Genomic DNA, 649 nt, shown 5'->3' with positions numbered 1-649 from the left:
CGTGACAGGCAGGCATTCTAACCAGCTGAACTACCAGACCAAATTGCGGGGGCAGGATTTGAACCTGCGACCTTCGGGTTATGAGCCCGACGAGCTACCGGACTGCTCCACCCCGCGATAATAAAAATTTATATGGTGGAGGATGACGGGATCGAACCGCCGACCCTCTGCTTGTAAGGCAGATGCTCTCCCAGCTGAGCTAATCCTCCATTTATAGTGATGACCCCTACGGGATTCGAACCCGTGTTACCGCCGTGAAAGGGCGGTGTCTTAACCGCTTGACCAAGGGGCCATTCAAGTAAATATGGCGGAGAGCAAGGGATTTGAACCCTTGAGACAGGGTTACCCGTCTACACGATTTCCAATCGTGCTCCTTCGGCCACTCGGACAGCTCTCCATAAGAAAAATGGCTCCGCAGGTAGGATTCGAACCTACGACCGATCGGTTAACAGCCGATAGCTCTACCACTGAGCTACTGCGGAATAATATTTAGAACAGCCTGGCAGCGTCCTACTCTCACAGGGGCAAGGCCCCAACTACCATCGGCGCTGAGAAGCTTAACTTCCGTGTTCGGTATGGGAACGGGTGTGACCTTCTCGCCATCACCGCCAGACTATTTAATCGACACTATTTTATTATAATGTCTTTT

5 tRNA genes and 1 rRNA gene are annotated in these 649 nt (G+C 51.9%); all 6 read right to left on the bottom strand.

Features of this window, described 5'->3' with window-relative positions:
• Nucleotides 1-43: 43 nt before the first annotated feature.
• A tRNA-Met gene (locus M3183_RS26660) sits at nt 44-117 on the bottom strand.
• A gap of 16 nt (nt 118-133) precedes the next feature.
• A tRNA-Val gene (locus M3183_RS26655) sits at nt 134-209 on the bottom strand.
• An 11-nt stretch (nt 210-220) separates the two neighbouring features.
• Nucleotides 221-292: transfer RNA gene (locus M3183_RS26650), tRNA-Glu, on the bottom strand.
• 13 nt (nt 293-305) lie between these two features.
• A tRNA-Ser gene (locus M3183_RS26645) sits at nt 306-397 on the bottom strand.
• Nucleotides 398-407: 10 nt separating this feature from the next.
• Nucleotides 408-482 (bottom strand) — tRNA-Asn (locus tag M3183_RS26640).
• 15 nt (nt 483-497) lie between these two features.
• Nucleotides 498-613, bottom strand: a 5S ribosomal RNA gene (gene rrf, locus M3183_RS26635).
• Nucleotides 614-649 lie beyond the last annotated feature (36 nt).

Origin of the sequence: Neobacillus mesonae (assembly GCF_023715155.1) — a bacterium.
Classification (GTDB): domain Bacteria; phylum Bacillota; class Bacilli; order Bacillales; family Cytobacillaceae; genus Neobacillus; species Neobacillus mesonae_A.
Note: the sequence above shows the minus strand (reverse complement) of the source record. Positions and strands in the feature narration are given on the sequence as shown.